Genomic DNA, 24,731 nt, shown 5'->3' with positions numbered 1-24,731 from the left:
TGGTCTTCTAGGCAGGGGTAATGTGTTTGGCCGGTTTGGCTTTCGGTTCAGTCCTGGATGCGCGCACAACCGATTGCTGCTCCTTGACCGCCCGGTCAAAGACGTCCAGCATCTGCTGCAGGCTCGCGTCCTCGTCCGGCGTCGGCGCCTCGGGCACTTGCAGCACTTGCTGCAGCCATTCGGACAGCGCGCCGATGTCGTCCGGGTCGGCGCGCGACAGCAAGGCCGGCAAGGCGGCGATGGCGGTATCGAAATCATGCAGCATCAAGCGCGCCTGCTGGCGCACGATACCGCGGAACTCCTCCATGCCGACATCCTGCCGGTATTGCGGCTTGATCAGTTTGAGGGCCAGGTTGACCCTGCGCTCGTCGGCGATCATGCGGAAGCGGTAGATGTAGAACAGCGCGCGCACGGCCGCCTCCACCAGGCCGCCCCGCTGCATGTCCTCGTCCATCTTGCGCGTTTCGCAGCGCACGTATTCGCAATGCTCGGGCGAAATGCCGGGATGCGGGCGCGGCGGCGTCGTGTCGCCGATGGCTTGTCCCGTCAGCGCCTGCACCAGGGGTGAACCGTACACCAGGTCGAAGGTGGTTTCCTGCACGCTGTCGCGCCAGTCGCGCCAGCCGTTCAAGCCAGCCGTGATGGCGCCGGAGATGGCTTCCTGCATGGCCAGCAGCGGGTTGTCGGGCGATACGGGCTGGCGCTGGGCGCGCACTTTTTCCGCCTCCTTGGCCACCAGCCTGGCCAGCGGATTGTGGTCCGTCCAGCGCTCGTACGACACGCGCAGCGGATGCGCGAGCTGCAAAAACCGCGCCGTCTGCGGCGTGACCATGGCGCGCACCCACGGCTGCGAAAACGTGCGGTACAGGGCCAGGTTCACCTCGGACACGCGCGCAGCGGCGGCGAACTTGCGGTCGTTTTCCACGCTCGGCTGCACGATGGCGCGCACGTCGTCGATGCCGCGGTGCTCGACCTGCAGCACATAGTCGCCGCTGGCCAGGTCCGCGTTGGGCGTATCGGGCGTCTTGTCGACGATCCTCGCTTCGTAGATGCCGGCCGGCAGCAGGTTGATCAGGTCGATATTGCTGGCGAATTTCTGGTGTTCCTTGTGCCCCACCTTGGCCGACACAAAAATGCCCAGGTGGCCGATGCTGTCATGCACGGCGTAGACGATGGTCTGGTCGTGCAGCAGCACGTCCTTGTCGTCGCGGTACAGGTCCGTGATCCAGCCCAGGGCCTGCGGCGGCGGCGTGATGTTGTCGCCGTTCGAGCAGAACACGACGATGGGTGAGCGGATGTTGCGCAAGTCCAGGCGCACGCCGTCCGAGGTGATCAATTCGGCCGTGGCCAGGCGGTTGCCGATGAACAGATTGTCGACGATGTATTGCATCTCGACGTCGTTGAGGAAGACGTGGCCGCCCCAGTATTTTTCAAATTCCAGGTAACGCGGTGCTTCCGTATCGATGTTCGCATACAGGTTGTACTGCTTGCTCCACAGGGTGTTGGCCGGGTTGAGCTTCTCGAAATTCTGCACCAGACTGGCGCCATCGAAGCGGCCCTTGCCCAGGTCGCCCGCCAGCGCCGTGGCCCAGCTGCCGCCCATCAGGCCACCCGCGTAGCGCATCGGATTGCGGCCATGCCAGCCGGCCCAGTACGACACGGGCGCGCCGGCCACGATGATGGGGCCGAACAATTCCGGGCGCATGGCCGCCGTCATGAGGATTTGCCAGCCCGCCTGGCAATTGCCGATGACGACGGGTTTACCCTCGCTGAGCGGATGCAGGGCGATGACTTTTTCCAGGAAGGCCGCCTCGGCATGCATCACGTCTTCCACCGTCTGTCCCGGCACGGGATCGGGCAGGAAGCCGATGAAGTAGCACGGGTGGCCGGCGCGCAGGGCCACGCCGATTTCGCTCTCGGCCTTGAAGCCGCCGATGCCGGGGCCGTGCCCGGCGCGCGGGTCGACGACGACGAAAGGGCGCTTCGATGGATCGGGTTCGGGCAAATCGGGCGTCAGGATGCGCGCGAGGCCGTAGTTGACGGGGCGCGCCAGTTCCAGGCCCGACATCACCAGCTCGGCGGGGAAGTCCAGCACGTTCGGCACTTCCTCGGCCATGTGCTCCTGGTACTGGTTGCCGCGCCGGCGCATCACGTCCGCGTACAGCACGATGCGCTGCCACGAGTCGCGCGCATAGTCGCCCAGCACGCCCAGCGGCGGCAAGCCGCCGGTGGAGAAAAATGGTGCAGCTTCGATCTTCATGGCTATCCTTTTCATGCAAAAAACGCCGGACCATTCCGGCGCGGGGGCTACGCCATCTGGCTGATGGTCTTGCGAAAGCGCGCCAGCGCAAAGGTAAACAAGGCCGTGCCGATGGCCAGCAAGGCCAGGAACGGCTTCCACACCACGTCAATGCCGGCGCCCCGGTACAGGATCGCCTGGCTCAGTTCGACGAAATGCGTGGTCGGGGCGATCAGCATGATGTTCTGCACAAGCTGGGGCATGCTTTCGCGCGGCGTGCTGCCGCCCGAGAGCATCTGCAGCGGCAGCAGCACGAGGATCAACAGCATGCCGAATTGCGGCATGCTGCGCGCCACGGTGGCGAGGAAAATGCCCATCGACGTGGTGGCAAACAGGTGCAGGGCCGCGCCGCACAGGAACAGCGCGATCGAGCCTTCGATGGGCACGAGCAGCATGCCGCGCACCACCAGGTTCAGCGACAGGGCGGCGGCCAGCAGCACCACGAGACCCATCGACCAGACCTTGCCCAGCATGATCTCGGCCGGCGTCACGGGCATCACCAGCAAGTGCTCGATGGTGCCGTGTTCGCGCTCGCGTATCAGCGCCGCCCCCGTCAAAATGATCGACAGCATCGTCACCTGGTTGATGAGCTCCATCAGCGAGCCAAACCACGCCTGGCTCAGCGACGGATTGAAGCGCGCGCGCATCACCAGCTCCACCGGCGAGACGGTCGCGCCCCGGTAGCGCTTGGCGAATTCCGATATCTCGCCGGCGACGATCTGCTGGATGTAGCCGCTGCCGCTGAAAGCCTGGCTCATGCGCGTGGCGTCCACGTTCAGCTGCAGCTCCGCGTGGCGCCCGCCCAGCACGTCCGCCTGCAGCTTGGGCGGTATCGTCAGCACGAAGGTGTACTGGCCCGCGTCCAGGCCCGCATCGACCTGGCCCTGGTTGATCATGGCCGGCGGCGTGAATTGCGGCGGGAAGAAGGCCGAGGCGATGCGCCCGGACAGGGGCGAGCCATCCTCGTCGACGATGGCGATCGAGGCCATGTGCAGGGTTTCCGGCTTGGCCGTGGCGGCCACGTAGATGGCCAAAGTGAACGTGTAGAGGATCAGGATCAGCATCATGGGATCGCGGATCAGGCTCCAGATTTCCTTCACGCCCAGGCGGTAGATATTTTCAAGATGCCGCATATCAGCTCTCCTGTTTCTTCAGCAGCGCCACCGTCACGCCGAGGATCACGGGAATGGCGATGATCAATGGCCAGAACGAGGCGTGCAAGTCGCCAAATCCCAGCGCCTTGTTGAACACGCCCCGGCTGATATTGAGCATGTGCGTGGCCGGGTACATCAGGCCGATGGCCTTGCCCACGCCTTCCATCGACGAGACGGGATTGAGCAGGCCGGAAAACTGGATGGCCGGGATCATGGTGCCGATCATGGTCACGAACAGGGCCGCGATCTGGCTGCGCGTAAACGTCGAGGCGAACAAGCCGATGCCGGTGGCGCAGACATTGAAGATGAAGGTGGCGCCGATCAAGGTCAGCAAGCTGCCCTTGACCGGCACGCCGAAGGCGGTCACCGCCAGCAGCGCCATGAGGAGGAAGTTGAACATGGCCAGCGCCACATACGGCACCTGCTTGCCAAGCAAGAATTCCAGGCGCGTGACGGGCGTCACGTACAGGTTGATGATGGAACCGAGTTCCTTTTCGCGCACCACGGACAGCGCCGCCAGCATGGCCGGCAGCATCAGCAGCAATAAGGGAATCACGGCCGGCACCATGGCCGGCAGGCTTTTCACGTCCGGGTTGTAGCGGTAGCGGGTCTGGATGGCGACCGGATTGTTCATCTTGATACCGTAACGGTGCAAGGCCTGGTCGGCCAGCCATAGCTGGTGCATGCCCTGCACGTAGCCCTGCACGGTTTCCGCGCGCATCGGCATGGCGCCATCGATCCACGCGCCCACCTGGGCCGGCGCGCCGCGCTGCACGTCGCGCGCGAAGCCGGGCGGGATTTCGATGGCCAGCGACAGTTCGCCGCTGCGCATGCGCTTGTCGATATCGGCATAGTCGCGCAAGGGCGGGCGTTCGATGAAGTAGCGAGAACCGGCCAGGTTGTTCGTGTAATTCTGGCTCAACGTCGTCTGGTCGTGGTCAAGCACCGCATAACTGAGGTCTTCGACGTCCAGGCTGATGCCGAAGCCGATGACGAACAGCAGCAGCACGGAGCCGCCCAGCGCCAGGGTCAGGCGCACGGGATCGCGGCGCAATTCCAGCGTCTCTCGCCACATGTAGCTGAGCATGCGGCCCAGGCTGAAGCGGCTGCGCTGGTGCTTCTGCTGTGGCGCCTGCACTGCCGCCTTTTGGCCCGGCGCCTCGCTTTCCTGCGTCGCCGCTGCCGTGCCGCCGCCCGCCTCTTCCAGGTAGGCGATGAAGGCCGCTTCCAGCGATGGCGCGCCCTTCTTGCGCACCAGTTCGGCCGGCGCATCGCTGACCAGCACTTTACCCGCGTGCATCAGCGAGATGCGGTCGCAGCGCTCGGCCTCGTTCATGAAGTGGGTGGAAATGAAAATGGTGACGTGGTCGCGCCGCGCCAGCTCGATCATCAGGCGCCAGAAATTGTCGCGCGCGATGGGGTCGACGCCGGACGTCGGCTCGTCGAGGATCAGCATTTCCGGCTTGTGTACCATGGCCACGGCCAGCGACAGCCGCTGGCGGATCCCCAGCGGCAGGCTGTCAGGCAAGTCGTCCATCACCGCGCGCAAATCGAAGCGCTGCGCCATCTCGTCGATGCGCGCAGGTATCTCGCCCTCAGGCACGTGGAACAGGCGCGCGTGCAGCACCAGGTTTTGGCGCACCGTCAGCTCGCTGTACAGAGAGAATGCCTGCGACATGTAGCCGACCCTGCGGCGCGTGTCGATATCGCTGGAGTCGACCTCCTTGCCGAACAGCCAGGCCTTGCCTTCCGTGGCCGGCAACAGGCCCGTGAGCATCTTCATGGTGGTCGACTTGCCGCAGCCGTTCGAACCGAGAAAGCCGAATATCTCGCCACGGCCGATGCGGAAATTCACATGGTCGACGGCCGTGAAGTCACCGAAGCGCATGGTCAGGTCCTGCGCCTCGATGGCGACGTCCTGCGCGCTGGCGGCGTCCAGCGGCGTGATGACGACGGGCTGGTGGCCGGCGCGCTTGGCTTCGGGCAGCAGCTTGATGAAGGCCGATTCCAGGGTATCGCTTTGCGTGCGCGCCAGCAGTTCGGCCGGCGTGCCCGTATCGAGCACCTTGCCGTCATCCATGGCCACCAGCCAATCGAAGCGCTGCGCCTCGTCCATGTAGGCCGTGGCCACCATCACGCTCATTTGCGGGCGCTGCACGCGGATGCCGGCGATCAGGTCCCAGAACTGGGCCCGCGCCAGCGGATCGACGCCGGTGGTCGGTTCATCGAGAATGAGCAGGTCGGGATCGTGGATCAGGGCGCAGCACAGGCCCAGCTTCTGCTTCATGCCGCCCGACAGCTTGCCCGCCGGACGCGCCAGGAACGGCTGCAAGCCCGTGCTGCGGGTCAGCTGGTCGATGCGGCGCCGGCGTTCGGCCGCGTCGTGGCCGAACAGGCGCGCGAAGAACTGCAGGTTTTCCTCGACCGACAGGGTCGGATACAGATTCTTGCCCAGGCCTTGCGGCATGTAGGCGATACGCGGACAGACCTCGTCGCGGTGGCGCGCATCGCGCATGTCGCCGCCCAGCGCCATCACTGTGCCCTGCTGCACGGCGCGCGCGCCGGCCACCAGCGACAGCAAACTCGATTTGCCCACGCCATCGGGCCCGATCAAGCCCACCATGCAGCCGGCCGGCACATCGAGATCGATGGCGGCTAGCGCCACCGTCTTGCCGTAATGCTGGCTGACGCCCTTGATGCTGACGACTGGGGAAGTGGAAGCCACAGTCACTGCGGGACCTTGGCCGTCAGTTCAGCGGGCCATGCCTGCTTGGCATCGAGACGCACCCAGGCCACGCCGGGCAAGCCCACTTTCACCAGCGCCAGGTGTTTTTGCAGCAGCTCGCGGCTGATCTGCGCTTTCACGCGGAACATCAGCTTCTGGCGCTCGCTGGCCGTTTCCACCGTTTTCGGCGTGAACTGCGCGCTGGCGGCGACAAACGAGATCGTCGCGGGAATCACATAGTTCGGCGCCGCATCGAGGATGATGCGCACTTCGCCGCCCAGCGCCACCTTGCCGGCCGCCGTTTCGGGCAGGAAGAAGGTCATGTAGACGTCCGACAGGTCGACCAGGTTGAGCACCTTGCCGCCGCCGGCCAGCACTTCGCCCTGCTGCGCCACCAGGTATTGCACGCGGCCGTCGCGCGGCGCCGCCAGCTGGCCATCGGCCAGGTCGGCATCGATGCGCGCCGTCGTCGCCTCGGCCGCCACGACGGCGGAGCGCGAGCCGACCACCTGCGCTTTTGCCGCGTCGATGGCCGCCTGCGCCGCCGTCACTTGCGCCTTGGCCGCATTCAGGGCGGCGGCCACGCTGCGCACGCGGGCGCGGTCGTCGTCGAGTTCCTGCACCGAGGAAGCGCCCTCTTTCGACAAGGTTTCCGAGCGGGCCAGGCGGCGCTTGGCCGCATCGAGTTCGCTTTCACGCTGCGCCACCATGGCCAGCGCGGCCGCCTTGTCGCTTTCGCGCACGGCCACCTGCGCCTGCACGCCGACCACGGCGTCCAGCGCCTGCTGCTGGCGCGCGCGCGCCTCGTCGCGCTGGGCCGTCAGCGAATCGACCTGCATGCTGGCCAGCGGCTGGCCCGCCTTGACGAAGTCGCCCTCGCGCACGAGGATCTCCTTGACCCGGCCCGCCAGCTTGGTGGCGACGTCGACTTCCGTCGCTTCGATGCGGCCATTGCCGCTGACAAAACCTTCGCCAGGGCCCGTGGGGCGCATTTTTTGCCAGGCCACATAGCCCAGCACGAGAACGGCCACGACCAGCGCCGCGGGGATGAGTTTTTTCTTCAATTGAGCATTCATGGTATCGGGGCGATCAAATTAGTGGGTGGAAGCGGCGGCGGAGGCGACGGGTGCGCCGCCGCCCAGCGCGGCATACAGGCTGACCTGGCTCGAGAGCAGCGCGCGGCGCGTCTGCACCAGCTGCTGCTCCACCGTCAGCAGGTCGCGCTGCGCATCGAGCACTTCCAGGTAGGGCGCGGCGCCATTGTCATAGCGCAGCTTGGCCAGGCGCGCCCGTTCGCTCTGCGCGGCCAGCGTCGTCTTGCCGATGTCGACCTGCAACGCCAGCCAGCGCCGGTTCGACAGCGCATCGGCCACTTCGCGGAAGGCGCCCTGCACGCTTTTTTCGTAGTTGGCCACGGCCACGTCACGGCGCACCTCGGCCAGGTCCATATTGGCGCGCAGGCGGCCCGCGTCAAAGATCGGCAGCACCAGGCGCGGCGCGAGATTCCAGGCGCCGCTGCCGGAATCGAACAGGCCGTTCAATTCCGCGCTGGCCGTGCCGTAGGCCGCCGTCAGGGATATCGTCGGGAAGAAGGCGGCGCGCGCGGCGCCGATATTCGCTTGCGCGGCGCGCAGCTGGTGTTCAGCCGCGATCAGGTCGGGACGCTGCGTGAGCAAAGCCGAGGGCAAGCCCGCATGCAGCGGCTGCAGCACGCTGGCGTCGTCGAAGCGGTGCACCTCACCAGCCACCGACGTCAGGTCGACGGGACCGCCCACCAGCTGGGCCAGCGCATGCGCCTGCACGGCGCGCGCCTGTTCCAGCTGGGCCGACAGCGACAAGGCCTGGCTGAGCAGGGTTTCCACCTGCGTCAGGTCCAGCTTGGAAATCGACCCGACTTCAAAGCGGCGCGTGAAGATGCGCAGCGATTCGGCGCGGCTGTCGACCGTGGCACGCGCCAGCGCCACCCGCTCATCAAGTTCGCGCAAGCCCAGGTAGCCATTGGCCACCTGCGCCACCAGGGCCACGCCGACGGCGCGACGCGCCTCGTCGCTGGCCAGCAGGGTTTGCAGGGCGCTGTCCTTCAGGCTGCGCACCCGGCCCCAGAAATCGAGTTCCCAGGCGCTCACGTTCAAGCCCGCCTGGTACTGCGCGCTCGTCATGGCGCGGCCCGTCGGGCTCAGGTCAGCCGGTACACGCGCGCGGCTGCCGGAGGCGCCCAGCGCGATGGTGGGAAATTGTTCGGCGCGCTGGATGCCATACGCGGCGCGCGCCTCTTCCACGCGCAGGGCGGCGATGCGGATGTCGCGGTTGCTGGCCAGCGCCTGCGCAATCAGCGCCTGCAGGCGCGGGTCGGCAAAGTAGGCTTGCCAGGCGACGTCGGGCGCGGGCGCGCCGGCAGGATCGGCCTCCGGATACTGCGTAGCCACGGGCAGCGGCGGTGGCGCATACGGCGGCGCCATCGAGGCGCAGCCGGCCAGGGCCAGCGTGGCGGCCAGCGCAGCCATCATGGCGCGGTTGGGCAAAGTAGAAACAGCCATGGTCATCTTCTTCCAGTCAATTCAGAATGTTGTAGCCGCCATCGACATACAGGGTGCCGCCCGTGATGGCGCGCGCGCCGTCGCCGGCGAGGAAGGCGCACAGCGCGCCCACGTCCTCGATGGTGGCCAGGCGCCGCATGGGCGAGCGTTCGATGGCGTCGGCCATCAGGCGGTCGAAATGGGCGATGCCGGAAGCGGCGCGCGTCTCCAGTGGTCCCGGCGAAATGGCGTTGACGCGGATGCCTTGCGGGCCCAGTTCGGACGCCAGGTAGCGCACCGACGCTTCCAGCGCCGCTTTTACGGGCCCCATCAGGCCATAGTCGGCGATGACTTCCTCCGCACCCAGATAACTCATGGTCATCAAGCTGCCGCCGTCCAGCATCAGCGGTTCGGCCAGCTTCGCCATGCGCATGAAAGAGTGGCAGGAGATATCCATCGCCTGCGCAAAGCCGTCGGCCGAACTGTCCGTCACGCGGCCATGCAAGTCCTGCTTCGGCGCATAGGCGATGGAATGGACGACGAAATCGAGCCGCCCCCACTGCCGTTCGATCTGCGCGAACAGCGCCTCCAATTGACCCGGCATGCCCACGTCGAGCGGCGCCATGATGGCCGCCTGCACTTGCTGCGCCAGCGGCTCCACGTGCGGCCTGGCCTTGTCATTGAGCCAGGTCACGGCCAGTTCGGCGCCTGCCGCGCGCAGGGCGCTGGCGCAGCCCCAGGCGATGCTTTGCGTGTTGGCGATGCCCACCACCAAGCCCCGCTTGCCCTGCAAAGGCAAGTGCCGCAAGTCGGCCGTCATGCCGGGACTGGACGCAGGGCGGGCCACGGCGTGGCCGCATGCACGCAGCGCACCCCGCCGGCGCGCATGGCGGCGGCGCAAGCGGCCAGCGTAACGCCACCGGCGCGCGCATACGGCAAGGCAATGGGAGTGTGGGGATGTAAGGTACTGCACGCGTCAGGCGCGGGGATCTGCATCTTCATGAATCGGGCTTCCGTCACTGAAATTCGAGGCCAGCACCAGTGCATTCTCGAGGAACTGGTACGGGGCGAAATTACTCTACAGCATTTAGACGCGTGATTCGTGATGAGTCCGATCCGCATTCCATGACGCTTTGAGCTAGGTCAACTATAAGTGCGATTGCGGCAATGCAACATTGATGTAAATCAAATTTTACCTCAATATTATCTAAATGAAATATTTTTCAGGCAAGCGTGTGGGCATATTGATTTGATAATATCACTGGGCTGGCAAAAAGAAAGGCGCGCCTGCGAGCGACAATTGGTATTGCCTGGAAAACAAGCGGCGCTGGGCAGTGGCGGAAGACAGGCGCTAGGAGAGAGGAGAAAAGGGGGCCATGCTATTGCATTGCAACATGGCCCACCATGCATTACAGGACAGACTTGGACGGTCTTATTTTCCCGGCGCCGGGGCGGGACGCGAATACAGGTCGATGATGGTGCTGATGCCATCCTGGCACACGGAGCAGAACGTCTCGCTGCGGTCGAACATGATGCACTGCATCTCGGGCCGGTAGTAGCCGGACGACTCGTAGTTCGCGCCTTCGAAGGCGCCCACCGCATGGCGCTGCGGCGCCTTCGAGAACAGCTGCTGCGTGTACGCCAGGTCGGCCTTGAACAAGTCGCTCATTTCGCTTTCAGGACGGTTGGCCGCGCGCAGGGCCGCGCGCTGCTGCTGGTATTCGCGCGCATGGCTGTCGTACGCTTCCTTCGGCCATGGCGTCGGCAGCGGCGTGCCCGCCTTCACGTGGTTCTTCCATTTCAGCCTGGCCGGATCGCGCAGCGCCGTGGCGTTCGGCTCCCACGGTTCCTGGCGTTCGCCATTCGACTGATAGGCCACGGGCGAGGTGTAGTACTCGTCGGCCAGGCCGGCGAAATGGTGACCGAATTCGTGCACGAACAGGTAATTGGCCCAGTCGTTGTTCGCCGCCGCCGTGCTGAACTGGCCGAAGATGCCGCCGCCGCCATAGGTATCATTATTGACGAGGATTTCAATGAACTCATACGGCGCGTACTGCGCCAGGTCGCGCAGCGCGCGGTTGTCCGTCGTCAGCACATAACGCTCGCTGCCGAAAATGTCGTAGCGCGTGCCCAGCGGCGACGCGTGATGCACGCCCGTCGAAGGGCGCGACACGCCCGATTCCTGCGTCGGCGCGGCCATGGCCCACACATTGAAGTCCTTGGCCCGCTCGCGGAATGGCGAGACGGTGAAAAGATGGTCAGCCAGCTTGCGTGCCGTCTCTTCGAACTTGCCCATTTCGGCGGCCGTGTAGCCATCGCCCATGATCAGGAGGTCGACCTTGTCGCTGGAGGGACCGCTGATGCGGATCGGGATCGGCTTGACGGGCGCCGGCGGCTGCTTGCGGATCACGTCCTGCGCGGCCGGATCGACATCGGTGCTCCACACCACGGAAAACAGGCCGCGCTCATCGCGCTTGAGGATGCGCACGCGCACGGGGTGCTCGGGCTGCGGGAAGCGCACGGATTCCTGGAAGGCGCGCGTGGTGGTTTTCGCTTCATCGGTGCTGGCCCACTCGCCGAAGATGGTGGAAAAGCCGCGCGAGTACAGCACCTTGCCCGACTTGATGTCGACCACTTCCAGCAGGTTGTTGCCGCGATTGCTGTCATCGATGGGACGCGCCAGGTTGCCCGGCCATGGCAGGGGCTCGACCAGCACGCGCTCGACCGCATAGTGTTCGCCCAGCGCATTGCCGCTATGCTGGTAATCGAGGCGCATGGTGGCCGGCTGGGCGGCACTGGCAGCGTGCGCGGCAGGGACGATGCCGGCGGCAAGCGCCAGCGCGCAGAGGAAGGATCGAATCGGAGTCTGCTGCATGTCATTCCTAAAACGGTAGAAAAACAGGTGAAGGGAACGGTTTTCCAAACAATCGGCGGGCCTGCCGGCAGGCGCGGGAAAAACCGCTGCGGCACATTGTAGCGACAGGAAGCGAGCGTGCAAAGCGCCCTTTTCAGCCGGTTCGCTTGACCAGGCGAGCCAATCGGCATATATTAGACTGACTAGTCAATTAATTAAAGGTAAGTCCATGCGCACCATCGATCCCGATAAACACGCGGCCCGCCGCGACGCCATTCTCGCCGCCGCGCGCCATTGCTTTGCGCGCAAAGGCTTTCACCAGACCAGCACCGCCGCCATCTGCGCGCAAGCAGGCATGAGTCCCGGTAACCTGTTTCATTACTTCCCCACCAAGCAAGCGATCATCGCCGCCATCGTCGACCAGGAAGGCAGCGAGACAGCCGCCTACTTCGCCGGCGTGCAAGGCAGCGCCGATGCCTACGGCGCCCTGCTCGACTTCATGGACCTGGTGCTGGCGCTGGCGGCCGACGCGGATTTTGCGGGACTGGCGCTGGACATTGCCGCCGAAGCGATGCGCGACACGGATATCGCGGCCAGGGTGGCGCGCAACGACGCCAGCCTGCGCGGCGGCCTGCAAGCCTTGCTGGAAAAGGCCGCCGCAGGAGGCCAGGTCGACGCCGCGCTGGACGCCGCGCAAACGGCCAGCTGGATCGCCGCGCTGATCGACGGCATCTTCAACCGGGTCGCCGTCGATCCCGATTATGCACCGCTGGCGCAACGCGCCAGCCTGCACCTGCTGTTGGCGCGCTTCCTGCGTCCTGCCCTGGCATGAGCGCCGTCATGCAAACCCGGCCCACGCGCATCGCCGACGTCGACGCCCTGCGCGGTTGCGCCCTGTTCGGCATTTTGGTCGTCAATATCTGTGCCTTCGCCACGCCCTGGTTCGGCCTGGGCTTGACCGATCCCGCCTTTCACGGCGGCGTGGACCGCGCCACGCACTTCCTCGTCGCGCTGCTGTTCGAGACCAAGTTCTACCTGCTGTTTTCCTTCCTGTTCGGCTACAGTTTCACCTTGCAGATGCAGGCGGCTGCGCGCGCCGAAGCGCCGTTCGTGCCGCGCATGCTGCGCCGGCAAGCGGGCCTGTGGCTGATCGGCGCCCTGCATGCCGTGTTCCTGTTCCATGGCGACATACTCACGACCTACGCCCTGCTGGGCATCGTGCTGCTGGCGCTGCACCGCTGCGGCGAACGCCAGGCACTGTCCCTGGCGCTGATGCTCGTTGCCGTCTGCGTGGCATTCTGGGCGGGCATGGCCTGGCTGCAAAGCCTGCAGCCGGCGGGCGACACCGCCGACAACGCCGTGGCGATGGCGCAAAAGGCGGCAAGCGCGCTGGCCGCCTACCACGCCACGCCGGCCGCCGTCGTCAATCAGCACCTGCGCGAACTGAGCGAAATCTGGATCGTCCTGCTGCTGGTGCAGGCACCGTGCGCGCTGGCCATGTTCCTGTGCGGCCTGGCCGCCGGCAAGCGCGAGATGCTGCTGCACGCCAGCGATTATCTGCCGCTGCGCCACCGCCTGCTGTGGGCCGGTGCGCTGGCGGGATTACCTGGCGCCGTCTTCTATGCGTGGACCTCCGTATATGGGGATAGCCAGGCATGGCAGGTGGCGGGACTGGCCGTGGGACTGGCAAGTGCGCCGCTGCTGGCGGGCGCCTACCTGGCATTGGCGCTGGCCCTGTTCGAGCGTCTGCGCGACGGCATGCTGTTTTCCCTGCTGGCCGACACGGGCCGCATGGCCCTGTCGAACTACCTGCTGCAGTCAGCCATCTGCGCCGTGCTGTTCCTCGCATATGGCGCCCGGCTGATGGGGAGTGTGTCGCCGCTGGGGGCGCTAGCGCTGGCCGCCATCATCTTTTGCGCGCAGCTGCCATTGAGCCGCTGGTGGTTGCGCGGCCATGCATATGGCCCCGTCGAGTGGCTGTTGCGGGCCATGACGATCGCCGCGTGGCCGCGCTGGCGGCGCCAGCGCGCGGCTTACTTGTAGCGGTACAGGGGCTGGCGCAGCTGGATCGGACGGATATCGAGGCGCAGCTTCAGCACCGAATACGCTTCCGCCTCGGTCGAGCTGTAGCCGACGCTGTTGACTGTTTTACTGAAGCGGAACTCGAAGCCCAGGTCCGGGTACGGATCGCGCGGGTTGCCGAAGGCGATGCCGATCGCCTCCTGCTGGGCATTGTCGATCAGGTTGCCCATCAGGTCGAGCACGGCGTTATTGCCGAGGATATCGTTGGTGAACACGGGTTCGCGCATGTCGGGCTGGTTCGGATCGAGCTTGTTGTCGGCCTTGTCCGGCGAGGGCGTAAACACGCGCGTGACGAGGTTGAATTTGTCGCCCCGGTCCAGGTAGCTGATGGCCGCATTGCTGATATTGAAATTTTTCACGCCACGGTCGCTGATGGCGCCCGACAGATCGATCAGCAAGGCGCCGCTGTAGCCGATGACTTCCACGTCGCGCATGGCGTCGACCACCATGGCGCTGTTTTCATCGATGCCCAGTCCCAGGTGATAGCCCTTTTTCAGCATCACGGGAATCATGCGGGCAAAGCGTCCGCGCACCAGCAGATGCTGGTCCACGAAAACATCGCTGCCGATGAAGCCGAGGCCTGGCGCGATTTCACGGCCGTCCGTCACGCCCATCTTGAGCATGTCGAGCACGGGCTTGGCATCGTAGAACATGGTGGTGCTCATGATGGCCGCGCCCGCGCTGGAACCGGCAATCACGCCGCCATTGCGGTAGACCGACCAGATGGCTTCCAGCGCGGCCGTGCGGCTGCCGTCCGGGCGCAGCAAGGCTTGCGTGATGCGTCCCTGGTCGCCGCCGGCAAAATAAATGCCGCTGGCCGACTTGATCTGCGTGACGATGGCCGGGTCTTCGGCGGCCTTGCGGTAATCGCGATTGGCCAGCTTGACGGCCAGCGGCACGAAAAAGGCATCGGCGCCATATTGATTCAGCTTTTTGATGATGCTTTCGCCCGATTTTTCCGGGTTCATCGCGGCCGAGGCCAGCACGGCGATGCGCGCGCCTGGCCCGCCCGACAACTTGACGATGCGCTGCCAGACTTCGGCATTGTCGGCGCGCAGGCCGCCACCGATGATGACGAGCGTGCCCTGCGGCGCGCTGCCGATGGCGCTGCCGCCCGGCGCCGCCACGGCATGGACGCTGCACAATGCGAGCGCGAACAGCAGCGCGGCGCGGATGGTGTGATACAGGCTTGCGGATGATTTCATGGTGCCTTTCAAATACAAGGAAAGTGGCGCACGCTTGTTGATACAGGAACGCGCCCTTGCTGCCCATACTGCTGCTTGCAACCCAACTGCATCAAACTGCAATACTACTTGCTGCATATGACAGCGTTGTTGCGGTATCTCCGGGTTTCTATGTAAAACTGCTTACTTGAAGCTGTAATTGGCGCTCGCATAAAAGCGCCGGCCGCGCGGGTCCGTGTAGGTCGGGTCATAGCCGGAGAGGAAAAAGTAGGCCTGATTCGAGTACGGCGGGCTGGTATTGAACAGATTCTGTATGCCCGCGCGCAGCTTGAACTGCTTGCTGACGGCGTACGCGCCCGACATATCCCACAGCGTGTAGGCCTTCACCCGGTTTGCTTTGACGACGCTGCCATCGTCGATATTGATGGCCGAATTCTGGTCATCGTAGCCGCTCGAATAGGTGTTCGACAGGCTGGCCGAATACGGACCATTGTCCCAGTCGAGGGTGATCGTATGGCGCCAGCGCTGCACCACGCCGTCCGTGACGAATTTATTGAGGTTGCTGATAAAGACCTCGCCAGGGCTGGTCTGGATTTTCGAATCGAGTACGTACGTGCCGCTCAGGTGCGCGCCAAAACGTCCCCAGGCCGTCTTCACGCCATGCAGGTCGGCCGTGATATCGATGCCCGTCGCTTTTTGCGCGCCGCGGTTTTCCTTGCGCAGCTCTATGTAGTCGATCTCATTGTCCTTGTTGCGGTGTACCAGGTCGCCGTACTTGGCCAGGTTGCCGAGGATGATGTCGTCGCCGATTTCGCTGATCAGGTCCGTGCGCTTGATGTTCCAGTAGTCGGCACTGAAGGTCCAGTGCTGGCTCGGCTCGAGCACCAGACCGGCCGTGAACTGGCGGCTGCGCTCCGGTTTCAGCTTGTCGTTGCTGTAGCGGCGCGTATCCCAGTTATCCGCGCAGACGGAGTAATCATTGTTCTCGCTCGCGCAATACACGGGATCGGGCAGGGTCGCCGTGCTGCTGTAGGCAGTGGGCCGGTGCAGGTCGGACATCGATGGCGCGCGGAAGCCCTTGCCGGCCGAAGCGCGCAGCAGCACCTGCTTGCTGGGCATGTAGGTCAGGCCGATCTTCGGACTGAGGGCGCCGCCCACCTGCTGGTAATGATCGTAACGGCCAGACAACTGCGCCTGCCACTGCTTGGTAAACGGCAGCAGCAATTCGCTGTAGATGGCTTGCACCTTGCGGCTGTCGCTGGTGGCCACGCCGCCTTCAGGCGCCGCGTCGTTGTTGATGTTATCGCTCATCAGCAACGCCGAAGGACGGAATTCGGTGCGCTCGCGGCGCACTTCGCCACCCACGGCCAGCGCCATGTCGCCGCCCCCCAAGGCCATCAGCGCGCGCGATGCCTTGAAGTCCAGCGCATCCATGGTGCCGCGCGCATGCCGTACTTCGTCATTGACCTGGATGCTGTCGAGCAGCGCCTTGCCCTTCGCGCTCGATGGGCCAAACGGGTTGATGTCGCCGGAGGCGATGCCTTCCAACAGCTTGTCGTACAGGACATAGCCATGCGTATCGCGGTCCTTCACGACATTGACGCTGTGATTGAAGCCCACGTCATAATCCCAGCCAGCGAGCGTGCCGCTGGCGCCTACCACGAAGCGCTGGCTCTCGCTGGTCAACTGGCTGGTGCGCATGCCCGCCTCGTTCAGCCGCATGCGCAGCTCCAGTTCGCGCGCAGTCTGATTGCCTTCTTCGTCGACAATGCTATCGAGGCCGGTATTGGCCAGCTGCGGCACCTTGCTGTAATCGAGATAGCCGATCACACGCGCCGACGAGCCCACGTAATAGCTGCGCGAGCGGCTCAGCGCCACTTCCGCGTACAGCTGGTGGGCGTTACTCAGTTTCAGCACGCCGCGCGTGAGCAGGTTCTGTTTGTCCGTCTTCGGATACAGTTCCGTGTCGCCCATGTAGTCATAGGTACAGGCATCGACACCGCCCGTTCCCGCCCGCAGGTACAGGTTGGCCGGCGGCGAACAGTTCGGGATCGACGGATTGATCTGGCGGTTGCTGATCGGCTGGCCATTGAGCAGGAAGCCATTCTCCTGCAAATAGTCGCGCTGCTCCCCCGACAGGCGGATATTCGCCGGGCTGGTAAAACTCGACAGCAAATGCCCCAGGCGCTGCGGAACCTGCAGGTTCGGAATGAACTTGCGCTGCGAGGAACTGAGGCGGTCGGTTTTTTGCAGGTCGACCACGGCAAAGATATTGTAGCCATCCGTGCCCAGGTCGCCCGTGCCGGCCGTGATGCTGGCCGTGCGCTTGCCCGCGCCGCCTTCATCGGTGCGGCTGCCGTAGACGTTCAGCTCCACGCCCTGGTAATCCTTGCGCGTAATGAAATTGATGACGCCGCCGATGGCGTCCGTGCCGTACAGGGCCGAGGCGCCGTCGAGCAGCACTTCCACGCGTTGCAGAGCGGCGGCGGGAATGTTATTCAGGTCCACGCCCGCATCGTCGCCGGGCGAGGCAAAATTGGCCATGCGCCGGCCGTTGAGCAGCACCAGGGTCGACGATGTGCCCACGCCGCGCAGGTTGGCGCTGTTGAAGCCGCGCTGGTCGCCGCCGATATTGATGCTGGCGCCATCGGTCAGGCCGCCCACGTTGGCCGAGACGCGCGCCATCAGCTCGGCCGCCGTCGTCACGCCCGCCTTTTCGATCTCTGCGCGCGTGATGATCTGCACCGGCAGCGCCGTCTCCGATTCGAGCCGTTTGATGGCCGACCCGGTGATCTCCACGCGCTGCATTTTTTTTGGTGCAGGCTCTTCATCCTGCGTCTGCTCCTGCGCCTGCGCGCCGCCGGCCAGCATGCCCAGCGCAGCCGACACGCTCAAGGCCCCCAGCGCCAGGCGCACGCCTTGCGCCAGCGCCGATTCGCGTGGCAGTACGCAACTGCCGTCTTGTTTTTCTGCTTGCATGCAAACTCTCCCAGATGGTGTTAACCCTGATTTTTATAATGACTGCGGCACTGCCTTGCGCTGCTTTGCTGCTGTTTTCCGGGTGCCCGACACGCCATGCTCGCCGCCGTACAGATAGGCGGCGATGACTTCGCTCAGGCGGGCCGCTTTTTCAACGTTCTTCTTGTTCGATACCATCAGCGCCACGGCAAGCGCCTCGATCATGGCCAGCGCCGTGCTGGCGCTGCTGGGCAGGACGGGATGCGTGCTTTGCGCATACAGCGCGTGATCGGCCAGTTCGGCCAGGGGGGAGGCAGGCGAATCGGTGAGCGCCACGATGCAGGCGCCGCGGTCGCGCGCGAAGCTGGCCAGGCCGATGCAGTCGAGCGTGTAACGGGGGAACGAGATCACCACCAGCACGTCGTGCGCCGTCAGGTTGACCAGATGGCCGGCCGCCACTTCCGAGCCGCCGATGCCCACCACTTCCACCACATGCGGGCAAAACGGCTGCAGATGCTGCACCAGCATGCCGGCCAGGTTGGCCGACAGGCCAAACCCCATCACATACACGACCTTGGCGCGCGTCAGGCGGCGCACCACGGCCTGCATGGCGGGCGGCGACAGGGCATCGGACGTGGCGGCAATGTTCGCGGCCGCATATTCCAGGCTTTCCGTGATGGGCGAGGTGGCTCGCGCGCGCCGCTCTATCGTGCGGCGCAGTTTGTCGACCGGCTGCAACAGCGATTGCAGGGTTTCGGCCATGGCGCCGCGCATGGCCGAATAATTCTTCTGGCCGATATCGCGTGCGAAGCGGCTGATGGTGGCCGTCGATACCTGGCAGCTGTCGGCCAGTTCCTCGATGCCCAGCGCCGTCACCCGCATCTGGTTGCGCAGCAGGTAATCGGCGATCTGCCGCTGCGAAGCCGAGCCGCTGGCCAGCACGTGCATCAGCGCCTGCCCCAGCGGAGACTGCGCGAAGGCGGCATCGGGTGCCGACAGCGTGCCAACCCGTGGCGTGTGGGGACTGCTGCGTGCAGGACTGGCGGATGCTCTCATATCACTGGCGGCCTGTATTCTGGGGTACTGCGGATCACTGGCGGAAGGCGAAATCGGGTCGCTGGAACTTACTGTACTCATATCAAAAAGAAAACTCAACAAATATTTGTAAAAGGATTTTCATTGATTTACTTCGTGAAAATATTGCTACATAATCGACCGAAATCCATCAACCGCGCCCCGTTTTGGGGCGAATTCACCATGCAAGTACAACAGCACCCCATCTCCACCGCGCACGCCAGCGTAGCGTGCCAATTGAGCAGCTTCCACTTCGGCGGTCCGGCCGCCGGTAGCCGCAGCGGCAAGAAGGTGTACATCCAGGCGGCGCTGCATGCGGATGAAGTGCCGGGCATGCTGGTGTCGCAATTCCTGCGCCGCGAACTGCTGGCGCTGGAAGCGGCGGGCAAGATCCACGGCGAAATCATCCTGGTGCCGGCCGCCAACCCGATCGGCCTGGCGCAAGCTATCCATGGCGCGCCGTTCGGCCGCTTCGACCTGACCACCGGCATCAACTTCAACCGCGCCTACCGCCACGTGGCCGATGAACTGAAAACCACGCTCGACGGCCTGCTGGGACAGGATGCGCAGGCCAACGTGGCCCTGATACGCGAGCATGCGCGCGCGGCCATCGCCGCCTGGCGGCCGGGCACGGATGCGGAGACCTTGAAGAAAACCTTGCTGGGCATGGCGATCGACGCCGACATCGTGCTCGACCTGCATTGCGATAACGAGGCGGCACTGCACATTTATACGGGCACGCCGCTGGCCGCGCAGATCGCGCCGCTGTCCGCGCTCCTGGGCGCGCGCGCCGTGCTGCTGGAACTGGCGGCCGGCGAAGAGCCGTTCGACGAAGCCTGCAGCCGCTTGTGGTGGGACCTCGACGCGCACTTCGGCGGCCGCTATCCGATTCCCGCCGCCTGCCTGTCGACCACGGTCGAACTGCGCGGCGAAGTGGAAGTGAGCTACGCCCTGGCCGAACGCGACGCCACCGCCCTGCTGCGCTTTCTCGCCATCGAGGGCGTGCTGGAGATAGCCGGCGCCGGCGACGACCTGCCCGCGCCGCAGTGCGAACCGACGCCGCTGGCCGGCGTGGAACCGATCCTCGCGCCGCATCACGGCGTGCTGGTGTATCTGCGCGAAATGGGCGAGGTGCTGGCCGCCGGTGACGCCGTGGCCGACCTGATCGATCCCGTCAGCGGGGAAACGACGACCTTGCGCTGCACCGTCGCCGGTGTCTTTTTTGCGCGCAGCGCCCACCGCCACGTCCTGCGCGGCATGAACGTCGGCAAGGTCGCGGGCAGCATCGCCTTCCGCGGCGGCAGCCTGCTGAGCCAATAAATGACACCCATGAGAAAATTCAAGCTCCCCAATACCTTCGTCCTGCTGTGCGGCATCCTGGCCATGATCGCCCTGGCGACGTGGCTGGTGCCGGGCGGGAAATTCGACACCCAGCTGGTCAACGGCAAGCAACTGATCATTCCCGGCACCTTCCACTATGTCGACAACAAGCCGCAGGGACTCGCCGCCCTGATGATGGCGCCCATCAAGGGCTTTGTCGACGCCAGCCTGATCATCGGCTTCGTGCTGATCGTCGGCGGCGCCTTCGCCGTGCTGCAAAAAACGGAAGCCTTCGATTCGCTGATCAAGGCCATCGCCAAGGCGCACACCAGTTCGCGCTTCGTGCGCGCCGCCATCATCCCCGTGTTCTTCACCATGTTTTCGCTGGGCGGCGCCACCTTCGGCATGAACGAGGAAGCCATCCCCTTCATCCTGATCTTCGTGCCGCTGGCCCTGGCCCTGGGCTATGACACCATCACGGGCGTGTCGATTCCCTTCATCGGCTCGCAGGTGGGCTTTTCCGCCGCCTTTTTGAACCCGTTCAATGTCGGCATCGCGCAGGGCATCGCCGGCGTGCCGATCTTTTCCGGCATCGGCTACCGCCTGATCGTGTGGGCCATCGCCACGGCGGTCAGCATCGTGTTCTTGATGTGGTACGCGGCGCGCATCAAGCGCCATCCGGAAAAAAGCCCCACTTACCTGCTCGACATCGAAAAGCGCAGCGAGCACACACTGGACCTGAGCAGCTTTGCCGGCATGACGCGCACGCACCGCGCCGTGCTGTGGATTTTCATGGCGACCCTGCTGACGATGGTCATCGGCGTCGTCAAGTACGACTGGTTCATCGATGAAATCGCCGCCCTGTTCCTGGTGATGGCCATCATCGTCGGCCTGGTCGGCCGGCTCGACATGGACAGCCTGGTGGCGTCTTTTGTGCAGGGTGCGCGCGACATGGTCAGCGTGGCGCTCGTCATCGCGCTGGCGCGCGGCACCATGATCCTGGCGCGCGACGCGCAGATCATCGACACCATGCTGCATGCATTGACGCCCCTGGTGGCGTCGTCGAGCCCCGTCTTCGCCGCGCAAAAGATGTTCTTCATGCAGTCGGTGATCAACTTCTTCATCCACTCGGGCAGCGGGCAGGCGGCTCTCACCATGCCGATCATGGCGCCGCTGGCCGACCTGGTGGGTGTGACGCGCCAGACCGCCATCCTGGCCTTCCAGTTCGGTGAATTCACCACGCCGATGATCCCCACGTCCGGCATCACCGTCGGCGTGCTGGCGCTGGCGCGCGTGCCCTGGATTACGTGGGCCAAGTGGATGATTCCGCTGCAGCTGATTTACCTGGTGCTGGCGCTGCTGCTGCTGATTCCGCCCTGCCTGATGCACTGGCAGTAAGCACGGCGGCACCATCGCCGTGGCTTTCTTATTTGCGGTACGCCTGTCCGTAGGCGCCATGGATGCCGCCCTTTGCCCAGTCGGCCATCAGGTCGTAAAACCCGGGCGTGATGACGGTGGACTTGCGCGTTCCATCCGGCGCCTGAACGTAGCCGCGCATGCCGTGATCGGCCTGCGGGAAAACGTAGACAGAGATGGCCTGGCCCTGGCCACGTAACGCCGTCAGGCGCTCCACGGTGACAGCCGGCGGTGCCTGGCGGTCGTCCTCCGCCAGGGCCCATAACTGCGGCGCCGTGACTTGACTGACAACCTGCACGGGATCGAGCGACCAGTCGATATCGAGCTTGTCGAACCGCGGTATGCCATGCTTGCGCAACTCCTCGGCCGGCATGCCCAGCAACACCCCCGTGTAGCCTCCCTTGATGAGGCCAAACCACGCTTCCTTGCCAAACTGCTGCTGGAATGCCGACAGGTCGTCCAGTCCATCCTGGTAGCTGGATTTGACGATTCTGGCCGTGATATCCGTCACCGTCCTGGCCTTGGCGATGACGTCGTCGCCATAGCCTTTATCCTGCAATTCCCTGGCGACCTGCGCCGCATCCTGTTCCGTGATATCGACTGCCAGGCCATAGCCAATGCCGAGAAATTGCGCCTTGGCGCGCGCCTGCGCCAGCGGGGCGATCCAGCCACCCTGGCTCACGCCCATCAGGCCGAAGCGGCCGTAGCGCCCTTGCGCCAGCCGTTTTGCTTCACGCGACGCAGCCACCAGGTCATCGGCCAGGCGTGGGAAATTCTGCGTATATTCGCCTTCAGACAGCCCCGTGCCGCGCTTGTCATACACGAAAACGGACACGCCCCGTCCAACCATCTGGTAAGGGTCGCGCGCGCGGTCTATCCAGCCGCTGCTTTCGGAACCATGGGCATACACGACCAGCGGCGTATCCTTGCCGGCGCCCGGCGCTTCCAGCAAACGGCCCGCGAGCATGATGCCATGCGATTCAAAACGCGTATCCGCTTCGGCCAATGCCACTTTCGGCCAGCGTTCCTTGCCGTTGACAAGCACGGCGTCCTTTCCGCACGCGAGCAACGCGCCGGCATCCTGCGTGTTGCCGACGGTCCCGTCGCTGAAGGTATAGGCGTACCCTTTTCCCCCTTGGGTGAGGGCGACGAAGCCCGTCTGGTCCTGGCGAAAAATACCCGTCTCGCAAGGCGCCGGACTGAATGCCTCCGGCATCGGCGCGGCAGTCGCCGTGAGCGATGCGACAAGGAGAGGCCAGAGAAAATAAGAAGTCATGGAGTCAGTATCCGCTAGGGAGCTGTCGCGTTGTTGATCAGGAAAATGGCGATATCAGGCCAAGACTGGGGGCGCGCACAAACCGCGTCAGCTGTTCAACGCCGATAAATATCGGGAAAATACCGCTCCATCAGCGTCTCCGGTCTGAGTGGCGCCGTAAAGCCGTGACGCGCATACAAACCATGCGCCGTGCTGGTGGCCAGCATGAAACGGCGCAAACCCTGCAAGTCGGGATGCGCCATCACGGCCTCCATCAGGCGCTTGCTGTAGCCGCGGCCGCGGCACTCTTCCAGCACATACACGTCGACCAGATAGGCAAACGTGGCGTAGTCGCTGACCACGCGGGCGAACGCCACTTGACGGCCGTCCAGCGTGCCGCCGAAGCATAGCGAATGGTCAATGGCACGCTGTACGGTGGCCTGCGCGATGCCGATGGCCCATGTCGATTGCGTACTGAGAAAATGGTGAATGGCCGGAACGTCAAGTTCCGCCTTGTCGCTACTGATCTTCAAGTGTGGCATCACGCTGTCCGCCTGTCGTGGGAAAAACTGATCATCGGCGATTTGCGCGCTGCTGTCACCTGGGCAGGAAAGAATCGGGCTGCCTCCCCTTCTGACTGCTGATGACGGGGGTACTCTGCCTGCTGCTGCCGTAGCTGCGACTGGCACGCTGCCGCCATGCTTACAGCGCGGCTTTTTCTTCGGCGTTCAGACGCTTGGCGCTGACATACACGGTATGCATGGTGGCTTGATCGGCGCTGGCAACGAGGGCGGCGGAAGCGGCTGGCGCGGCGCGGAACTTCGGCACGGCGGCTGTGGCCAGGCTGGTGGCAGCGGCGATGGCGATGATGGCGACGAAGATGGCTTCCATGTTTTTAGCGATGTTCATGATGGTGTCCTTTGGATGGCTGGTTGTCTGCTGCGATGATGGAACTGTAGGCGCATCGGCCCACCATCTCCACCGGATTGCGACAAACCGCCCAAAAGAAGGGACAGAATACCAAGTGACCCGATGAAAGGCAGGAAGCGGCGCTGGCCGCGCTGCTGCTGGCCTTGCTCGACCCGCAGCCTGTCGTGCGCCAGCTTGCCGTCTGGGCCTTCAGTGAAATGCGTTTTCCCGAAATGGCTCCCGCCGCGGCGGCGCTGCTGGCCGATCACGACGCCTCGGTGCGCGCCGAGGCTGCCGCTGCGCTGGGCATTGAACGAAATGCGCCAGGGCGTGGCTGTCCACTGCCGCCGGCGCGATGCCGATGGTCACTGAGGGCTGTGTGGTGAAAATAAGCTGCCTGGCTGGAAGCGCGCGTTCTGCCTGCGGCTACTATGTGTTGGGTATTGCTGCTGTCACCTGGGCTGGAAAGAACCGGGGGCGCCGCCCGTTCCGATTGCCCATGATGGGATACTGCAAGATGCTGCAAGATGCGGTGCGGCTACTGCTGTTACTGATACTGCCTGCATGGCATTGCCACGCTTACAGGGCGGCTTTTTCTTCGGCGCTCAGGCGCTTGGCGCTGACGTACACGGTATGCATGGTGGCTTGCTCGGCACTGGCGACGATCGGTGCCGGCGCGGCGCGGAACTTCGGCACGGCGGCGGTGGCCAGGCTGGTGGCAGCGGCGATGGCGATGATGGCGACGAAGATGGCTTCCATGTTTTTAGCGATGTTCATGATGATGTCCTTTGAGTGGCTGGTTGTGTGCTGCGATGATTGAACTGTAGGCCGATCCCCCCTGAACTGCCATCGGATTGCGACCAAACGCACGATTCGCGGGACAGAATACAAAAAGCCGGGATGGAACGCACAACCTGCCCGCGCCGTGGCATTTGAGGCTTGCCAGCCCCATTCCTGGCCATTTCAGCGCCCTGCAAGCCCCTAA

Annotated in this window: 20 protein-coding genes; 5 read left to right on the top strand and 15 right to left on the bottom strand. The window is 64.5% G+C overall.

Annotated features, from left to right (window positions below; translation table 11 throughout):
• Window positions 1-7 precede the first annotated feature (7 nt).
• The 8 genes from SJI03_RS02055 to SJI03_RS02020 form a co-directional block, all read right to left on the bottom strand.
• Window positions 8-2,260, bottom strand: a complete 2,253-nt coding sequence (locus SJI03_RS02055) for a DUF3141 domain-containing protein (RefSeq protein ID WP_416208694.1) — start codon at window positions 2,258-2,260, stop codon at window positions 8-10.
• Window positions 2,261-2,307: 47 nt separating this feature from the next.
• Complete coding sequence (locus SJI03_RS02050; protein ID WP_322426094.1) at window positions 2,308-3,432, bottom strand: ABC transporter permease; 1,125 nt, start codon at window positions 3,430-3,432, stop codon at window positions 2,308-2,310.
• Between the two features lies 1 nt (window position 3,433).
• Complete coding sequence (gene rbbA / locus SJI03_RS02045; RefSeq protein ID WP_322426093.1) at window positions 3,434-6,178, bottom strand: ribosome-associated ATPase/putative transporter RbbA; 2,745 nt, start codon at window positions 6,176-6,178, stop codon at window positions 3,434-3,436.
• A 2-nt stretch (window positions 6,179-6,180) separates the two neighbouring features.
• Complete coding sequence (locus SJI03_RS02040) at window positions 6,181-7,254, bottom strand: HlyD family secretion protein (protein ID WP_099376479.1); 1,074 nt, start codon at window positions 7,252-7,254, stop codon at window positions 6,181-6,183.
• Between the two features lie 18 nt (window positions 7,255-7,272).
• Complete coding sequence (locus SJI03_RS02035; RefSeq protein WP_416208693.1) at window positions 7,273-8,721, bottom strand: efflux transporter outer membrane subunit; 1,449 nt, start codon at window positions 8,719-8,721, stop codon at window positions 7,273-7,275.
• Between the two features lie 10 nt (window positions 8,722-8,731).
• On the bottom strand, window positions 8,732-9,514 hold the full coding sequence (gene fabI, locus SJI03_RS02030; RefSeq protein WP_199534228.1) for an enoyl-ACP reductase FabI: 783 nt from the start codon (window positions 9,512-9,514) through the stop codon (window positions 8,732-8,734).
• Window positions 9,511-9,696, bottom strand: a complete 186-nt coding sequence (locus SJI03_RS02025; RefSeq protein WP_322426091.1) for a hypothetical protein — start codon at window positions 9,694-9,696, stop codon at window positions 9,511-9,513. The genes fabI and SJI03_RS02025 overlap by 4 nt, the downstream gene beginning before the upstream one ends.
• 430 nt (window positions 9,697-10,126) lie before the next feature.
• On the bottom strand, window positions 10,127-11,569 hold the full coding sequence (locus SJI03_RS02020) for an IgA Peptidase M64 (RefSeq protein WP_322426090.1): 1,443 nt from the start codon (window positions 11,567-11,569) through the stop codon (window positions 10,127-10,129).
• Window positions 11,570-11,777: 208 nt separating this feature from the next.
• Between SJI03_RS02020 and SJI03_RS02015 the strand changes: the two genes are divergently transcribed.
• Window positions 11,778-12,380, top strand: coding sequence for a TetR/AcrR family transcriptional regulator (locus SJI03_RS02015; RefSeq protein ID WP_322426089.1), 603 nt, complete (start codon window positions 11,778-11,780; stop codon window positions 12,378-12,380).
• Between the two features lie 8 nt (window positions 12,381-12,388).
• Window positions 12,389-13,591 carry a DUF418 domain-containing protein gene (locus SJI03_RS02010; protein ID WP_322426088.1) on the top strand — a complete coding sequence of 401 codons (1,203 nt, stop codon included), beginning with the start codon at window positions 12,389-12,391 and terminating at the stop codon, window positions 13,589-13,591.
• Here the strand turns inward: SJI03_RS02010 and SJI03_RS02005 are convergent.
• The 3 genes from SJI03_RS02005 to SJI03_RS01995 form a co-directional block, all read right to left on the bottom strand.
• On the bottom strand, window positions 13,582-14,835 hold the full coding sequence (locus SJI03_RS02005) for a cyanophycinase (RefSeq protein ID WP_099376473.1): 1,254 nt from the start codon (window positions 14,833-14,835) through the stop codon (window positions 13,582-13,584). The two genes, SJI03_RS02010 and SJI03_RS02005, sit on opposite strands and share 10 nt — an antisense overlap.
• A gap of 162 nt (window positions 14,836-14,997) precedes the next feature.
• On the bottom strand, window positions 14,998-17,793 hold the full coding sequence (locus SJI03_RS02000; RefSeq protein WP_322426087.1) for a TonB-dependent receptor: 2,796 nt from the start codon (window positions 17,791-17,793) through the stop codon (window positions 14,998-15,000).
• 33 nt (window positions 17,794-17,826) lie between these two features.
• Window positions 17,827-18,828 (bottom strand): MurR/RpiR family transcriptional regulator, encoded by a 1,002-nt coding sequence (locus SJI03_RS01995; RefSeq protein WP_099376471.1) that lies wholly within the window; start codon window positions 18,826-18,828, stop codon window positions 17,827-17,829.
• A gap of 201 nt (window positions 18,829-19,029) precedes the next feature.
• On the opposite strand from SJI03_RS01995, the gene SJI03_RS01990 reads away from it, so the two are divergent.
• Complete coding sequence (locus SJI03_RS01990) at window positions 19,030-20,166, top strand: succinylglutamate desuccinylase/aspartoacylase family protein (RefSeq protein ID WP_322426086.1); 1,137 nt, start codon at window positions 19,030-19,032, stop codon at window positions 20,164-20,166.
• A gap of 9 nt (window positions 20,167-20,175) precedes the next feature.
• The gene (locus SJI03_RS01985) at window positions 20,176-21,564 is read left to right on the top strand and encodes a YfcC family protein (RefSeq protein WP_322426085.1); all 1,389 of its coding nucleotides are present in this window, start codon (window positions 20,176-20,178) and stop codon (window positions 21,562-21,564) included.
• A gap of 28 nt (window positions 21,565-21,592) precedes the next feature.
• Here the strand turns inward: SJI03_RS01985 and SJI03_RS01980 are convergent, their stop codons facing one another.
• The 3 genes from SJI03_RS01980 to SJI03_RS01970 all read right to left on the bottom strand — a co-directional run bounded on the left by SJI03_RS01980 (window position 21,593) and on the right by SJI03_RS01970 (window position 23,746).
• Entirely contained in the window at window positions 21,593-22,798 is a 1,206-nt protein-coding gene (locus SJI03_RS01980; RefSeq protein WP_158301077.1) for an alpha/beta hydrolase family protein, read from the bottom strand.
• Window positions 22,799-22,953: 155 nt separating this feature from the next.
• Window positions 22,954-23,379, bottom strand: a complete 426-nt coding sequence (locus SJI03_RS01975; protein ID WP_035822256.1) for a GNAT family N-acetyltransferase — start codon at window positions 23,377-23,379, stop codon at window positions 22,954-22,956.
• Between the two features lie 160 nt (window positions 23,380-23,539).
• Window positions 23,540-23,746: a hypothetical protein gene (locus tag SJI03_RS01970; protein WP_278317059.1), complete on the bottom strand. Its 207-nt coding sequence runs from the start codon at window positions 23,744-23,746 to the stop codon at window positions 23,540-23,542.
• A gap of 143 nt (window positions 23,747-23,889) precedes the next feature.
• Here SJI03_RS01970 and SJI03_RS28920 point away from each other — a divergent pair, with 143 nt between their 5' ends.
• Entirely contained in the window at window positions 23,890-24,132 is a 243-nt protein-coding gene (locus tag SJI03_RS28920) for a HEAT repeat domain-containing protein (protein WP_416208722.1), read from the top strand.
• 193 nt (window positions 24,133-24,325) lie between these two features.
• Here SJI03_RS28920 and SJI03_RS01965 read toward each other — a convergent pair whose 3' ends face one another.
• Window positions 24,326-24,523 (bottom strand): hypothetical protein, encoded by a 198-nt coding sequence (locus tag SJI03_RS01965; RefSeq protein ID WP_322426084.1) that lies wholly within the window; start codon window positions 24,521-24,523, stop codon window positions 24,326-24,328.
• Window positions 24,524-24,731 lie beyond the last annotated feature (208 nt).

It is taken from the genome of Janthinobacterium sp. GMG1 (genome assembly GCF_034427795.1).
GTDB lineage: Bacteria > Pseudomonadota > Gammaproteobacteria > Burkholderiales > Burkholderiaceae_D > Janthinobacterium.
This window is presented reverse-complemented; position numbering and strand designations above follow the sequence as displayed.

Excerpts from the sequence above, each read along its gene's own strand:
- SJI03_RS02055 (WP_416208694.1), bottom strand. The coding sequence starts at position 2,260 with ATGAAGATCGAAGCTGCACCATTTTTCTCCACCGGCGGCTTGCCGCCG.
- SJI03_RS02050 (WP_322426094.1), bottom strand. The coding sequence starts at position 3,432 with ATGCGGCATCTTGAAAATATCTACCGCCTGGGCGTGAAGGAAATCTGG.
- SJI03_RS02040 (WP_099376479.1), bottom strand. The coding sequence starts at position 7,254 with ATGAATGCTCAATTGAAGAAAAAACTCATCCCCGCGGCGCTGGTCGTG.
- SJI03_RS02035 (WP_416208693.1), bottom strand. The coding sequence starts at position 8,721 with ATGACCATGGCTGTTTCTACTTTGCCCAACCGCGCCATGATGGCTGCG.
- fabI (WP_199534228.1), bottom strand. The coding sequence starts at position 9,514 with ATGACGGCCGACTTGCGGCACTTGCCTTTGCAGGGCAAGCGGGGCTTG.
- SJI03_RS02025 (WP_322426091.1), bottom strand. The coding sequence starts at position 9,696 with ATGAAGATGCAGATCCCCGCGCCTGACGCGTGCAGTACCTTACATCCC.
- SJI03_RS02020 (WP_322426090.1), bottom strand. The coding sequence starts at position 11,569 with ATGCAGCAGACTCCGATTCGATCCTTCCTCTGCGCGCTGGCGCTTGCC.
- SJI03_RS02015 (WP_322426089.1), top strand. The coding sequence starts at position 11,778 with ATGCGCACCATCGATCCCGATAAACACGCGGCCCGCCGCGACGCCATT.
- SJI03_RS02010 (WP_322426088.1), top strand. The coding sequence starts at position 12,389 with ATGCAAACCCGGCCCACGCGCATCGCCGACGTCGACGCCCTGCGCGGT.
- SJI03_RS02005 (WP_099376473.1), bottom strand. The coding sequence starts at position 14,835 with ATGAAATCATCCGCAAGCCTGTATCACACCATCCGCGCCGCGCTGCTG.
- SJI03_RS02000 (WP_322426087.1), bottom strand. The coding sequence starts at position 17,793 with ATGCAAGCAGAAAAACAAGACGGCAGTTGCGTACTGCCACGCGAATCG.
- SJI03_RS01995 (WP_099376471.1), bottom strand. The coding sequence starts at position 18,828 with ATGAGAGCATCCGCCAGTCCTGCACGCAGCAGTCCCCACACGCCACGG.
- SJI03_RS01990 (WP_322426086.1), top strand. The coding sequence starts at position 19,030 with ATGCAAGTACAACAGCACCCCATCTCCACCGCGCACGCCAGCGTAGCG.
- SJI03_RS01985 (WP_322426085.1), top strand. The coding sequence starts at position 20,176 with ATGAGAAAATTCAAGCTCCCCAATACCTTCGTCCTGCTGTGCGGCATC.
- SJI03_RS01980 (WP_158301077.1), bottom strand. The coding sequence starts at position 22,798 with ATGCCGGAGGCATTCAGTCCGGCGCCTTGCGAGACGGGTATTTTTCGC.
- SJI03_RS01975 (WP_035822256.1), bottom strand. The coding sequence starts at position 23,379 with ATGCCACACTTGAAGATCAGTAGCGACAAGGCGGAACTTGACGTTCCG.
- SJI03_RS01970 (WP_278317059.1), bottom strand. The coding sequence starts at position 23,746 with ATGAACATCGCTAAAAACATGGAAGCCATCTTCGTCGCCATCATCGCC.
- SJI03_RS01965 (WP_322426084.1), bottom strand. The coding sequence starts at position 24,523 with ATGAACATCGCTAAAAACATGGAAGCCATCTTCGTCGCCATCATCGCC.